This is a genomic window from Rhodopseudomonas sp. BR0C11 (assembly GCF_010820945.1).
Taxonomy (GTDB): Bacteria; Pseudomonadota; Alphaproteobacteria; order Rhizobiales; family Xanthobacteraceae; genus Rhodopseudomonas; species Rhodopseudomonas palustris_H.
Genome location: NZ_QTKI01000107.1, coordinates 1 through 13,151 on the forward strand (window position 1 = coordinate 1; position 13,151 = coordinate 13,151).

The 13,151-nt window shown below is 66.3% G+C and carries 11 protein-coding genes and 1 pseudogene; 8 read left to right on the forward strand and 4 right to left on the reverse strand.

The window, feature by feature from the left end; genetic code table 11:
• Positions 1-109: 109 nt before the first annotated feature.
• Positions 110-331, reverse strand: a complete 222-nt coding sequence (locus DYI24_RS10860; RefSeq protein WP_107342603.1) for a ChaB family protein — start codon at positions 329-331, stop codon at positions 110-112.
• A 232-nt stretch (positions 332-563) separates the two neighbouring features.
• On the opposite strand from DYI24_RS10860, the gene DYI24_RS10865 reads away from it, so the two are divergent.
• Complete coding sequence (locus tag DYI24_RS10865) at positions 564-1,286, forward strand: protein-L-isoaspartate(D-aspartate) O-methyltransferase (protein WP_164572297.1); 723 nt, start codon at positions 564-566, stop codon at positions 1,284-1,286.
• A 162-nt stretch (positions 1,287-1,448) separates the two neighbouring features.
• The gene (locus DYI24_RS10870; protein WP_107342604.1) at positions 1,449-2,273 is read left to right on the forward strand and encodes a universal stress protein; all 825 of its coding nucleotides are present in this window, start codon (positions 1,449-1,451) and stop codon (positions 2,271-2,273) included.
• Between the two features lie 241 nt (positions 2,274-2,514).
• On the opposite strand, the gene DYI24_RS10875 is transcribed toward DYI24_RS10870, so the two are convergent.
• Entirely contained in the window at positions 2,515-3,795 is a 1,281-nt protein-coding gene (locus tag DYI24_RS10875; protein ID WP_164572298.1) for an alpha-glucosidase/alpha-galactosidase, read from the reverse strand.
• 223 nt (positions 3,796-4,018) lie between these two features.
• Here DYI24_RS10875 and DYI24_RS10880 point away from each other — a divergent pair.
• The 6 genes and pseudogenes from DYI24_RS10880 (at position 4,019) to DYI24_RS10905 (ending at position 11,810) form a co-directional block, all read left to right on the forward strand.
• Positions 4,019-4,957, forward strand: a pseudogene (locus DYI24_RS10880) (1-phosphofructokinase).
• A 105-nt stretch (positions 4,958-5,062) separates the two neighbouring features.
• The gene (locus DYI24_RS10885; RefSeq protein WP_164572299.1) at positions 5,063-7,378 is read left to right on the forward strand and encodes an FdhF/YdeP family oxidoreductase; all 2,316 of its coding nucleotides are present in this window, start codon (positions 5,063-5,065) and stop codon (positions 7,376-7,378) included.
• Positions 7,379-7,649: 271 nt separating this feature from the next.
• Complete coding sequence (gene glgC / locus DYI24_RS10890; protein WP_164572300.1) at positions 7,650-8,852, forward strand: glucose-1-phosphate adenylyltransferase; 1,203 nt, start codon at positions 7,650-7,652, stop codon at positions 8,850-8,852.
• Positions 8,849-10,300, forward strand: coding sequence for a glycogen synthase GlgA (gene glgA / locus DYI24_RS10895; RefSeq protein WP_164572301.1), 1,452 nt, complete (start codon positions 8,849-8,851; stop codon positions 10,298-10,300). Before glgC ends, glgA begins: the two co-directional genes overlap by 4 nt.
• Before the next feature lie 140 nt (positions 10,301-10,440).
• Positions 10,441-11,241 (forward strand): crotonase/enoyl-CoA hydratase family protein, encoded by an 801-nt coding sequence (locus DYI24_RS10900; protein ID WP_164572302.1) that lies wholly within the window; start codon positions 10,441-10,443, stop codon positions 11,239-11,241.
• 44 nt (positions 11,242-11,285) lie between these two features.
• Positions 11,286-11,810, forward strand: a complete 525-nt coding sequence (locus tag DYI24_RS10905) for an Lcl C-terminal domain-containing protein (protein ID WP_349627765.1) — start codon at positions 11,286-11,288, stop codon at positions 11,808-11,810.
• A 239-nt stretch (positions 11,811-12,049) separates the two neighbouring features.
• On the opposite strand, the gene radC is transcribed toward DYI24_RS10905, so the two are convergent.
• Positions 12,050-12,769: a RadC family protein gene (gene radC / locus DYI24_RS10910; protein ID WP_164572304.1), complete on the reverse strand. Its 720-nt coding sequence runs from the start codon at positions 12,767-12,769 to the stop codon at positions 12,050-12,052.
• A 103-nt stretch (positions 12,770-12,872) separates the two neighbouring features.
• Positions 12,873-13,115, reverse strand: a complete 243-nt coding sequence (locus tag DYI24_RS10915) for a hypothetical protein (protein WP_107342612.1) — start codon at positions 13,113-13,115, stop codon at positions 12,873-12,875.
• Positions 13,116-13,151 lie beyond the last annotated feature (36 nt).

The window sequence follows — 13,151 nt, forward strand, 5'->3', positions numbered from 1 at the left end:
GGCGTGCCCGGCGCCGTCAGCACCATCGCATCCATCGCGGGGCTCCAGGGTCCGAAGATCGGATAGTGTGGATATAACGCGGGCGGCCTTATCGATCAAAGCCGAGCGATCAGCTCCGCTCGCGTGCCACCCAGTTTTCGCCCAGCTTGCGGTACTGTTTCTTCACCGCTGCCCAGGCGACGCGATGCGCGGTCGCCTCCTGCTCCTCCGCGCCGCGATCCTGGTACTCGGCGAAGGCGTTGTTGAAGGCCGCGATGTAGATCTCCTGCGCGTGCAGCGGCAGCCGGACTTGCAGCCCCGGCGGTAGATCGTCGGTGGAAGCATAAGGCACGCAGGCCCTCCCTTATCGCGCCGCTCCGCCGAGGAACTGGCGACGGTGGTCGCCCGTTCCTGGGGCGTGCGGCGCTACCTGTCGCGACGCTCGCACCCGATTGCGGCAAGCTCGCGTCGCGGTGGGGGTGTTGACGCCGGTCAATCGGCCGGCTGGCCCAGGCTCCTAGACTGACACCAGCCCGACCGATCGGGCCCCGGCCAACAAAATAACAAGCACGGGGGAGATGGCGATGACGTCTCCGGCTTCGGACTTGCCGCCACTCAGCGGGCGGTCGTTCGCGGTGCTGCGCGAGTTGATGGTCGAGCGCCAGATTGCAGCGCGCGGCGTGCATGATCCGCGCGTGCTTGCCGCGATGCGCAAGGTGCCGCGCGAAGCCTTCCTGCCCGAACCGATGCGTGATTTGGCGTACGAAGACGCGCCGGTGCCGATCGCCGCCGAGCAGACGATGTCGCAGCCCTACATCGTGGCGCTGATGGTCGAGGCGCTGCTGCTGCAGGGCGGCGACAACGTGCTCGAAATCGGTGCCGGCTCCGGCTACGCCGCCGCGGTGCTCGGTGAGATCGCCGGTCACGTCACCACGGTCGAGCGCATCGCCGCGCTGGCGGACGCTGCGGCGGCGAAGCTCGCCGCGCTCGGCTATGGCGATGTCGACGTGCATCGCGGCGATGGCACCCGCGGTTGGCCCGCGGCCGCACCTTACGACGCGATCGTGGTCGCCGCCGGGGGGCCGCAGGTGCCGGAGTCACTGAAGGCCCAGCTCAAGATCGGCGGGCGGCTGGTGATGCCGGTCGGCGCCGATCAGCACGCCCAGCAGCTGGTGCGGCTGACGCGGCTCGGCGAGGCCGATTTCACGCGCGAGCATCTTGGCGACGTGCGTTTCGTGCCGCTGCTCGGCGCCGAAGGCTGGCAGCAGCCGGAGCCGGCCGGCAGGACGGCCCGCGACAAAGGATGATCAGGGATGATCAACCTTGCGGAAGATCAGCATTGCCCGATCTTCATCGGTCTGGAACAAAGGCGGTGCTAAAGTTCGAGGATTGGCCGTCGGCGCCCGTCACGGCCTCCCCTCATGACCACTTCGAATCAAATCCAACAAGACGCAGCCGGGGAGCGCGACATGATCAAGGATCTCATCGTCAATCTCGAACGTAGCACGGATCGCCAGCAGATCACCGACATCGCGCTCGGCGTCGCCGAGCTGTTCGGCGCTCATGTGGCCGGCTGCTGCTTTGCCTATGATTCGCTGCCAAGCTTCACGATGCCGGACTTTCCGTCCGACGTGCTGAGCAAGATGCTGGCGGCGAGCGAAGAAGCGGCGCGCGCTGCGGTCGCCCAGTTCGAAGCCGCCTGCAAACGCGAGGGCGTCTCGGCCGAGCATCATCTGCTCGAGACCGCCTATGGCACTTCGGGACGTTTCCCCAAGCTGGCGCGCCGGTTCGATCTGTCGGTGATCATGCAGTCCGACGCCGAGAACGGCGACAACGACATTCTGATCGAGCAGGTGCTGTTCGACTCCGGCCGGCCGCTGCTGATCGTGCCTTACATCCAGAAGACGCCGGTCAAGCTCGATCGTGTGATCTGCTGCTGGGATGGCAGCCGCGCCGCGACCCGCGCCATCAACGACGCCAAGCCGTTCCTGCGCCGCGCCGGCCAGGTCGAACTGGTGATCGTGCGCGACCACAAGGTCCGCGATCCCAACGAACTGCGCGGCATCGAGATGGCCAATCACTTGGCGCGCTACGACGTCAAGGTCGACATCAAGACCATCACGGCGCCCGATATCGGCGTCTCCGGCACCATCCTGTCGCACGTCGCCGACACCTCGGCCGACCTCTTGGTGATGGGTGGCTACGGCCACTCCCGCCTGCGCGAATTCGTGCTCGGCGGCGTCACCCGCGAGATGCTGGCGTCGATGACCGTACCGGTGCTGATGTCGCATTGACGCGGCCGTTCGGCATCCTGGCCGAACTCTCGGTCGTCATTGCGAGCGAGGCGACGAAGCCATTCAAGTCACCGTCATTCCGGGGCGCGCGCAGCGCGAACCCGGAATCCCGAGATTGTTGCGCACCCGGCGGTTTCCACGACGTCGAGATTCCGGGTTCGCTTGCTACGCAAGCGCCCCGGAATGACCGCTGGATTGCTTCGCTTCGCTCGCAATGACGGAAGTGCGCAGCGAACTAATCCTACACGCATTGCCGAATATACGGCCGGTTGATCTCCCATAGCTCGTCGAGGATCTTCTCGGCTGCGACCGCCGAATTGACCACCGGGTCGATCAGCAGCGCCTGCAGGGCCAGTTCTTTCGAGGCGTGGACGGCGGCTTCGACCGCGAGCTGCTGGACGCTGGCCTGCATCAGCATCAGCTTGGCGATCGGGTCGGGCAGCGGGCCGAGCGACACCGGATGCACGCCGGCCGCGTCCACCGTCACCGGGACCTCGACGGCGAGCTCCGCCGGCAGGTTGGGGATCACGCCGCGATTGAGCACGATGCCGGACTCGATGAAGCGCTTCTGGTTGTGCAGCATCGCGGCGATCACCGCGGCGCCGCGCTCGCCCGAGGGCTCGGTCCACCACTGCGGAATCGGCATCGTGCCGCCGAGCACGCCATTCAGCTGGGTGAGGAATTCGCCGCGCCAGCGTTCGTCCTGGTCGAAATCGTAGCCCTTCTCGCCGGCTTCCCAGCCATACGGCAGATACTCGCCGAGATGATCGTCGCTGCAGGTCAGCCAGTAGCCGAACGCGCGATAGAGCCGCCGCGTGAACCGCCAGGCATCCGGATCGAAGCTCTGCTCGGCGGCGCGAAACCGCGGATACAGATCCTCGCCGGTGTCGCGGTGGCGGATTTCTGTCAGACACTGGAAGTGATTGAGCCCGGCGCCCCAGACTTCGATCTCGTCGCGCGGCATCTGCATGATGTAGGCGACCGCGTCGCGGCCCATGAAGATGCCGTGACACAGCCCGATGTGGCGCACCTTGGTGTAGCGGCCGAGCGCCAGAATGATCCGGCTTTCGGGATTGGAGTAGTTGAGGAACAGCGCGTTCGGACACAGCTCCTCGATGTCGCGGATGAAGTCGAACACCAGCGGGAGCGTGCGCAGCGTGAAGAACAATCCGCCCGGGCCGCCGTTCTCGCCGAGAGTGTGACGGATGCCGTGCTTCTTCGGCACCTCGAAGTCCTGCTTCCATAGCCGGTTGCGATCGATCGCGGTGGCGTTGATGACGAAGCCGGCGCCATCCAGCGCGGCGCGGCGGTCGGTGGTCTGCTCGATGATCAGTCCGGCACCGGACCTTGCGTTCATCAGCTTCGCCAGCTCGGTCATTCGGCCGAGCGTTGCCGGATTGCGTCCGACCAGCGTCAGCGTCGAACCGGCCAGCACCGGCGACGCAAACAGGTCACGAAACATGCTGAGACCGAACGACGCACTGGAGGCGCCGAGGAACACGATCTTGGTGGTGTTGGTCATCTCAAGTCGCCTCCGCCGGCAGGCCGTTTAGCCGCGTGGAGCGGGCAGATCCGCGCACGGGCTTTCGCCTGCTATCCGCTGCGAACGGATCTGAAGTGAACCGCAGCCGTGCGGGCGCGGTCTTGACGCCGATCAACGGCACCGGCACATCGCCACGCCACACTGACTGCCCGCCCGCCTGTCGAAATTTCCTCAAAAGCATCAAACCGGAGTGCGCCTCGCGATGGTCGACATCGTCACCCTTACGCCCAATCCTGCGATCGACCTGTCGACGTCGGTCGAGCGTTTGGTGCCGAGCCGCAAGCTGCGCTGCGCTGCGCAGAAGCGCGATCCCGGCGGTGGTGGTATCAACGTGGCGCGGGTGGTGAAGCGGTTCGGCGGTGACGTCGAGGCGATCTTTCCGGCCGGCGGCTTCACCGGCAAGCTGCTCAAGCTGCTGCTCGACGAAGAGAACGTGCCGAGCCGGATCGTCGAAGCGGTTGCCGAGACGCGTGAGGACTTTTCGGTCAGCGAGAATGCCACCGGCGAACAATACCGCTTCGTGCTGCCCGGGCTGCCGCTCGCCGAGCACGAATGGCGCGGTATGCTCGATGCCTTGGCGGCGACCTCGCCGGCGCCGAAGATCGTGATCGGCAGCGGCAGTCTGCCGCCGGGCGTGCCGGTCGATTTCTACGCGCAGGCTGCCGCGGTGGCCAAGCAGCTCGGCGCCAAATTCTTCCTCGATACCTCCGGCAAGCCGCTGACTGCGGCGCTGGCGCAGGGCGTCACCCTGATCAAGCCGAACCTGCGCGAGATGCAGGAGCTCGCCGGCCGCCCGCTCGGCTGCGAGAAGGAATGGGTCGACGCCGCGCGCGCGCATATCGCGGCCGGCCAGGTCGAGATCGTGGCGCTGTCGCTCGGCCATCTCGGCGCGCTGCTGGTGACCAAGGACCAGGCGCTGCGCTCGCCGGCACTGCCGGTGACCCCGGTGTAGACGGTCGGGGCCGACGACAGCTTCCTCGGCGCAATCGCGCATCGGCTGGCCCAAGGCGGCTCGATCGCAGACGCCTTCCGGCTTGGCCTCGCGGCGGGCTCGGCGACCCTGACGGTGCATGGCACGCAATTGTGCGGCCCGGATGAGGTCGAGCGGCTGTACGCCCAGGTGATCATCGAGCCGATCTGACGACATACGAGGCCCCGCGCGGGTTTTGCCGCGCGGCCCAGGAACTGTTCGCGGAACCCTTGGTTGACGTGCGCAAAGGCTGGCGGCGCGTTGCCAGGAGTTCGCATGTCCCAAGACGAGTCCCGACTTCACGACACCGACATCCCAGATCAAGCCGACGGAACGGTGGCGTATGACGGCCCGGCCGGCGGCTGGGGCTCGCTGCAGGGGATCAGCCGGATCTTCGGCAAGGAGTGGAGTTCGCCGGCCGCGATCGAAACGCTGATGCGCCAGAACAAGCCGAAAGGCTTCATGTGCGTGTCGTGCTCCTGGGCCAAGCCCGCCGACTATCACACCTTCGAATTCTGCGAGAACGGCGCCAAGGCGACGCTGTGGGAGCTGACCAGCGCGCGCTGCACGCCGGAGTTCTTCGCCGAGCACAGCGTCAACGAGCTGCGCGGCTGGTCCGACTACGACCTCGAAATGCAGGGCCGGCTCACCCACCCGATGCGCTACGACGCCGCGACCGATCACTACGTGCCGTGTTCGTGGGACGAGGCGTTTCAGGCGATCGGCGAGCATCTGGGCTCGCTCGATCCGAAGTCGGTGGTGTTCTATGCGTCCGGCCGCGCCAGCCTGGAGACGTCGTATCTCTACGCGCTGTTCGCGCGGCTGTACGGCACCAACAACCTGCCCGACAGCTCCAACATGTGCCACGAGACCACCTCGGTGGCGCTGAAGAAGCTGCTCGGCGTCGGCGTGGGCACGGTGGTGTTCGACGATCTGTCGAACTGCGACGCAATGTTCTTCTTTGGCCAGAACACCGGCTCGAACAGCCCGCGTTTTCTGCATCCGCTGCAGGAGGCGGCCAAGCGCGGCGTCGAGATCATCACCTTCAATCCGGTGCGCGAGAAGGGTCTCGAAAGCTTCGTCAATCCGCAGAACCCGGCCGAGATGCTGACCGGCCGCGAGACCAAGATCAGCAGCCAGTATCACCAGGTCAAAGCCGGCGGCGATGTCGCGGTGCTGATCGGCCTGTGCAAGCACGTGTTCGCGCGCGACGATGAGGCCAAGCGCGAGGGCCGCCGCGTGCTCGACGTCGATTTCATCGAAGCGCACACCCATGGGCTCGACGAGTTCGAGGCCAAGGTGCGCGCCACCTCGTGGGACGAGATCGAGCGCGAGTCCGGTCTCAGCCGCGTGGCGATCGAGGCGGCCGGCGATGTCTATGTGAAGGCCGACCGGGTGATCGGCATCTACGGCATGGGGCTGACCCAGCACGCCCACGGCTTCCTCAACGTTGCGATGTTCGTCAATCTACTGCTGCTGAAGGGCAATATCGGCCGCGACGGCACCGGCATCTCGCCGGTGCGCGGCCATTCCAACGTGCAGGGCCAGCGCACCGTCGGCATTTCCGAAAAGCCCGAGCTGGTGCCGCTAGACAAGATGGCCGAGCAGTTCGGTTTCACCCCGCCGCGCGACAAGGGCATGAATACGGTCGAGGCCTGCCACGGCATTCTGGCGGGCAAGGTCGGCGCCTTCATTGGCCTCGGCGGCAATTTCGTTCGCGCCATCCCGGAGCGCGACGCGATGGAAGCCGCCTGGACGCGGATGCAGCTCACCGTGCAGATCGCCACCAAGCTGAACCGCAGCCATCTCATCAACGGCAAGTCCGCCTACCTGCTGCCCTGCCTCGGCCGCACCGAACAGGACATCCAGGCCAGCGGCCCGCAGGCGGTGACGATGGAAGACACTTTCAGCTGCATCCAGGGCTCGATCGGGCTGCGCAAGCCGGCCAGCGAGCATCTGAAGTCGGAGCTTGCGATCGTCGCCGGGATCGCCAAGGCGACGCTGCCGGGCGGCAACCCGAAGCTGAGATGGGACGACTGGGTCGGCGACTATGGCTTGGTCCGCGATCTGATCGAGGAGAGCTACCCGGAGATGTTCGGCGACTTCAACGCGCGGATGTTCACGCCCGGCGGTTTCTACAAGGGCAACGCGGCGCGCGAGCGGATCTGGAAGACCGAGAGCGGCAAGGCGGAGTTTACGACGCCGGGCCGCTTGAATTCGATCGGCTTCGACGATGCGCCCGGCCGCTACCGGCTGATCACGATGCGCTCCAACGACCAGTTCAACACCACGGTCTATGGCATGAGCGACCGGCTGCGCGGCATCGAGGGCCGCCGCGACGTGCTGCTGATCAATCCTGACGAGATGGCCAAGGCGGGCCTCACCGAAGGGCAGCAAGTGTGGCTCGAAGGCGACGCCGGCGATGGCGTGCATCGCGAGGCCGGGCCGCTCGTCGTCACGCCGTTCAAGCTGCCCGACGGCTGCTTGGGGGCCTATTACCCGGAGATGAATTCGCTGATGCCGGTGTGGCACCATGACGGGCCATCGAAGACGCCGGCGGCCAAATCGGTGCCGGTGCGGATCCGGACCTGAGGCGGCATGTCTGCTTGATCCACGTCATCGCCTGTTCACGCCGGTCGATTAAGCCGCGGCAGGATGCGTCGTGTCGCACGCGCGTCATCCTGCCGGCTTGCGGATTGCTGCCATCGAATGATCGGGTTGCGTCTGCGCACGGCGGGGTGGCATTGCAAGCCATGCACGCGTCGGCCACTATGTGGCGCTGCGACATCGCCGTCGTCATGCGCAAGACACCGTCGCGCACAGTGGGAATGGCCGGCTCCCGGCCGCTGGAATGAGAGGCCGCATGAGTCAAGGTGTCACCGCTCCGTTCGCCCGTCATGCGATGGCTTACGTGCTGGCGGGAGGACGCGGCAGCCGCCTGATGGAGCTGACCGACTGGCGCGCCAAACCTGCGGTGTATTTCGGCGGCAAATCCCGCATCATCGATTTCGCACTGTCGAATGCGCTCAACTCCGGCATCCGCCGCATCGCGGTGGCGACGCAGTACAAAGCCCACAGCCTGATTCGGCATTTGCAGCGCGGCTGGAACTTCTTCCGGCCGGAGCGCAACGAGAGCTTCGACATTCTGCCCGCGAGTCAGCGCGTCTCTGAAGAGATGTGGTACCGGGGCACGGCGGACGCGGTCTATCAGAACATCGACATCATCGAGAGCTACGATCCGAAGTTCATCGTCCTGCTCGCGGGCGATCACGTCTACAAGATGGACTACGAGAAGATGCTGCAGCAGCACGTCGAGCAGGGTGCCGACGTCACGGTCGGCTGCCTCGAAGTGCCGCGGGCTGAAGCCACCGCGTTCGGCGTGATGCATATCGACGAGAGCGATCGCATCATGTCGTTCCTGGAAAAGCCGGCCGATCCGCCGGCGATGCCCGGCAAGGCCGACAAGTCGCTGGTCAGCATGGGCATCTATGTCTTCGAGACCAAATTTCTGCTCGACGAGCTGCGCCGCGACGCCGCCGATCCGAATTCGCTGCACTTGGACAGGGCGTGCCGCCGGTCGAGCTCCGAAGCGATCAGCTACTGGCGTGACGTCGGCACGGTCGACGCCTATTGGGCCGCCAATATCGATCTCACCGACATCGTGCCGGAGCTCGACCTCTACGACCGCGAATGGCCGATCTGGACCTATGGCGAGATCACGCCGCCTGCGAAATTCGTCCACGACAAGGAAGGCCGCCGCGGCGAAGCGGTGTCGTCGCTGGTGTCCGGCGGCTGCATCATCTCGGGTGCATCGCTGCGGCATTCGCTGCTGTTCACCGGCGTCCGCGTGCACTCGTTCTCGCATGTCGAGAACACCGTGGTGCTGCCTTACGCCGACATCGGCCGCTCGTGCCGGCTGAAGAATGTGGTGATCGATGCCGAGGTCAAGCTGCCGGCCGGTCTGGTGGTCGGTGAAGATCCGGAGCTTGATGCCAAGCGGTTCAGGCGCACCGAAAACGGCATCTGTCTGATTACCCGCGCGATGATCGAGAAGCTCGACGCATGACCACACTGGCGGTTCTCTCTGTTGCGTCGGAACTGTTTCCGCTGATCAAGACCGGCGGGCTCGCCGATGTGGCGGGCGCGTTGCCGGCTGCTCTGCGGGCCAACGACATCGCCGTCACCTCGCTGCTGCCGGGCTATCCGGCGGTGCTCGGCGGTATCGAGGATCCGCAGCAGGTCCACAGCTTCAACGAATTGTTCGGCGGCACCGCGCGGCTGCTGGCGGCGCGCTGCGGCGATCTCGATTTGTTCGTGCTCGACGCGCCGCATCTCTATGTCCGGCCCGGCAATCCCTATGTCGGCACCGATGGCAAGGATTGGCCCGACAACGGCCTGCGTTTTGCGGCGCTGGCGCAGGTCGGTGCCGCGATCGGCCAGGGCCTGCTGCCGCACTACAAGCCGGATGTGCTGCATGCCCATGATTGGCAGACCGGGCTGTTGCCGGCCTATCTGAAATACAGCGGCCGGCCCGGACCGAAGACCGTCTTCACCATCCACAATCTGGCGTTCCAGGGGCGGTTTCCCTACGAGCTGCTCGCCAGGCTGGGCCTGCCGGAGCGCGCCTTCGGCCTCGACGGCATCGAGTATTACGGCGGCATCGGCTATCTCAAGGCCGGCCTGCAGCTTGCCGACCGCATCACCACCGTGTCGCCGACCTACGCGGCCGAGATCCAGGGTTCGGAAGCCGGCATGGGCCTCGACGGCCTGCTGCGGCTACGCGCCGACCGGCTGTCCGGCATCCTCAACGGCATCGACACCGACGTCTGGAATCCGGCCAATGACGCGCTGATCTCGGCCACTTACGACGTCGAAAGCATCGCGGCCCGCACCCGCAACAAGAAGGTGCTGCAGGCACGGTTCGGTCTCAAGCCCGAGCCGGGCGCGCTGCTGTACGGCGTGATCAGCCGGCTGTCGTGGCAGAAGGGGCTCGACCTGTTGCTCGAAGCCCTGCCGCAACTGATCGGCGGCGGCGCGCAGCTCGCCCTGCTCGGCTCCGGCGATGCCGAACTCGAACAGGCCTATGCGGCCGCGGCCCGCAAATATCCCGGCCAGGTCGGCGCGGTGATCGGCTACGACGAAGCGCTGGCGCATCAGATCCAGGCCGGCGCCGACGCGCTGCTGGTGCCGTCGCGGTTCGAACCCTGCGGCCTGACGCAGCTCTGCGCCTTGCGCTATGGCGCGGTGCCGGTGGTGGCGCGGGTCGGCGGTCTGGCCGATACGGTGGTCGACGCCAACGAGATGGCGACCGCCACCGGGGTCGCGACCGGTGTCCAGTTCGCGCCGGTGACCACCGACGCACTGATCAAGGCGTTCGGCAAGACCCGCGCGCTGTTCGCCGATGTCGTCGCCTGGCGCAATCTGCAGATCAACGGCATGACCACCGACGTGTCGTGGAAGAACCCGGCGCAGCACTACGCGAAGCTGTATCGCGACCTGGTGGCCGAGCGCTGAGCCGGTCGCCGGCGGGCCGAACGATTGAGCCCGCATCCCGGCCTTGTCGCCGATGGTCTTGATCGCCGTCACGGCTCGTGACAGCGATGCTGTCATGACGACCCGCCAAGGGACGCAAGGCGACCAAAAGGGAGAAACCCATGCCCAGCCAGGACACCGTCCGGATCGAACGCGATGGTCGGGTGACCATCGTCACGATCAACCGCCCCGAACGCCGCAACGCCGTCGACGGCGCCACCGCCAAGAAGCTGTACGACGCCTTCCTGGCGTTCGATGCCGACGAGACCGCTTCGGTGGCGGTGTTCACCGGTGCGGGCGGCACGTTTTGCGCCGGAGCCGATCTGAAAGCGGTGGCGGCGGGCGATGCCGAAAAGAAGCGCGAGATCGCCGGCCATAACACGCTGGCGCCGATGGGCCCGAGCCGGCTGCGGCTGTCCAAGCCGGTGATCGCCGCGGTCGAAGGTTTTGCGGTCGCCGGCGGCCTCGAGCTGGCGCTGTGGGCGGATATGCGCGTGGTCGCCGAAGACGCGACCTTCGGGGTGTACTGCCGACGCTTCGGCGTGCCGCTGATCGATCTCGGCACCATCCGGCTGCCGCGGCTGATCGGTCACTCGCAGGCGATGGATCTGATTCTCACCGGCCGTCCGGTGGCGGCCGACGAAGCGCACCGCATCGGGCTCGCCAACCGCCTGGTGCCGCGCGGCGAGGCGCTGGCGCGCGCGATCGAGCTCGCCAAACAGATCTCGCAATTCCCGCAGACCTGCCTGCGCGCCGACCGGCTGTCGGCCCTGCAGCAATGGGATCTGCCGGAAGAAGACGCGATCATGAACGAGATGCGCGGCGGGCTGAAAGTGATCCAATCCGGCGAAACCCTGTCCGGCGCCACCCGGTTCGCGCAGGGCGAAGGCCGCCACGGAGCGTTCGGCAAGCCGGCTCTATGATCAGGCGCGGCGAGCAGGCTGGGGCTGGCAGATCGCATCGCGGTGTGGCGGCCGCGTTGATCTGCGCTGCGCTGTCGCTCGCCGCCTCCTCCGTCCGCGCCGATTGCTACGACCGCGACCGCAGCGGCCATCAGACGCGCTTTCGTCTGGTGGCCGCGGAGGCGATCGACCAGCGCACCGGGCTGATCTGGCAGCGCTGCTCGGTGGGCAACAGCTGGAGCGGCAACGCCGGCTGCAAAGGAGCGGTCAGCTATCTCGGCCTCGATCAGGCGATCGCGGCGGCGGGCAGTGCTGGCGATGGCTGGCGCGTGCCGTCGGGCGCGGAGCTCGAGAGTCTCGTCGATAGCGACTGCGGCAGCCCGGTGGTCGATACCACGGTGTTTCCCGACATCGTGCCGACCGAGGAGGGCCTCGCCAAATACTGGACCGTCACGCCGTACGGCATGCTCGATCTGTACTGGAATTTCGACTTCGTCGACGGCCATCCGGACAGCAACAGCCGGGGCATCCGCCTCGCCGTGCGGCTGGTGCGCTCGGCCGGTCCCGACACCAAGCCGAAGGCGGACTAGAGCATCTCTGCTTTTGACAGAATCAGGACCGAACTTCCTAGCGGTCGCAGCTTGTAGAGCCTCATGGTGAGGAGGCGCGAAGCGCCGTCTCGAACCATGCGCCGCAGGCGATGATGTGGCTCCTCATCCTTCGAGACGCCCGGCTTTGCCGGGCTCCTCAGGATGAGGACTTCGGACGTTCGGCAAAGGCCAAATCCGCCTCATCAATCGATGAAGCGCTCTAAGCCCTGCCGGCAGCCTCAAATCAGCCTCAGCCCCTTGAGGCTGGCGTGGCCGTTCTTGCCGACGATGATGTGGTCGTGCACCGCGATGCCGAGCGGCTCGGCGATTGTCATGATCGACTTGGTCATCTGAATATCGGCCTGTGACGGCGTCGGATCGCCGGACGGGTGGTTGTGCACCATGATCACCGCGGTGGCCGACAGTTCGAGTCCGCGTTTGACGATCTCGCGCGGGTACACCGGCGTGTGGTCGACGGTGCCGACCTGTTGCAGTTCGTCGGCGATCAGCTGGTTGCGCTTGTCGAGAAACAGGATTCGGAACTGCTCCTTGTCGGCGAACGCCATGGTGGTGCGGCAATAGTCGATCACCGCCGACCAGGACGACAGCACGGTGCGCTGCTTCACCTGCCCCTTGGTCACCCGCGCCGCCGCAGCCGCGATCAGTCCGATCTCGATGATGGCGGCGTCGCCGACCCCGCTGACTTCGCGCAGCCGTTCGGCCGGCGCATGCACCGCCTCGGCGAACGAACCGAACCGGGCGATCAGCTCTTTCGCGATCGGTTTGACGTCGCGGCGCGGCAGCGCCCGGAACAGCACCAGCTCGAGCAGCTCGTAGTCGGACAGCGCGTCGGCGCCGGCGTCGCGAAACCGTTCACGCAGCCGCTCCCGATGGCCATGATAATGCGGCGCTTCGGCAAATCCGGCTGGATGCAATCGCTCGGCGTTGTCTGTCGGCATGGCCACGGCCGCGCAGGTCTGGTTCCGCACAACCATGCCGTGCTGCGCGGCTTTTGCAACCCGAATTCGGCTCTGGTTCTCGGCGCTGAACAGAGTTCCGAGCCTAATCAGCGCTCGGTAGCCGCCGCATCGTGAATTCGATGGTGTCGTCCGGCAATTCCCGCCAGCTCTCGACACTGCTCATATAGGCGGCCTTCGGCCATGCCTCGAGAAACGCCTTCGCCTTGGCCCGGGCGGCCGGGCGGGGCAGCACGAAGGTCTCGCGCAGAAAGCCGTCGGCCGGCTTGCTGCGCCGCGCCATCCGCGTCGCAAGATCGCGCGGCAAATCCCGGGGACGATCGATCATGGCGGCGGCTCCGCTGCTCCTCGACAGCAAGATAGT